Origin of the sequence: Mesorhizobium sp., from assembly GCF_004962925.1 — a bacterium.
Lineage (GTDB): Bacteria > Pseudomonadota > Alphaproteobacteria > Rhizobiales > Rhizobiaceae > Mesorhizobium.
This window is the reverse complement of the sequence record NZ_SUEO01000123.1, coordinates 19,232-19,460: the sequence shown is the minus strand read 5'-3', so window position 1 is coordinate 19,460 and position 229 is coordinate 19,232. Positions and strand designations below refer to the sequence as shown.

Annotated in this window: 1 pseudogene; it reads right to left on the bottom strand. The window is 57.2% G+C overall.

What is annotated here, in order from left to right:
• Positions 1–151: 151 nt before the first annotated feature.
• A pseudogene (locus E5W87_RS22215) lies at positions 152–229 on the bottom strand (dihydrofolate reductase); the annotation flags it as partial.

The following is a 229-nucleotide window of genomic DNA, read 5'->3' as shown; positions in this document are numbered from 1 at the left end:
GTGTTTGGGCACAAAACTGTTCTCCCACGCTGCCAATTTGCCTAATGTGGCGGGCCACGCCCGATGAAGATGAGCACTACTCCTACGCTGTAGCGCTACGCTAACCCAAAACCAGACTTCGGCGACGATTTCCATCCGACGGGTCACGAGATTAAGCAGGGACGTAGGTCAACCTGATCACGTCCTCGCCAATCCGATCATTAGTCACAAGGCGGAGCGGCGGCCGGGG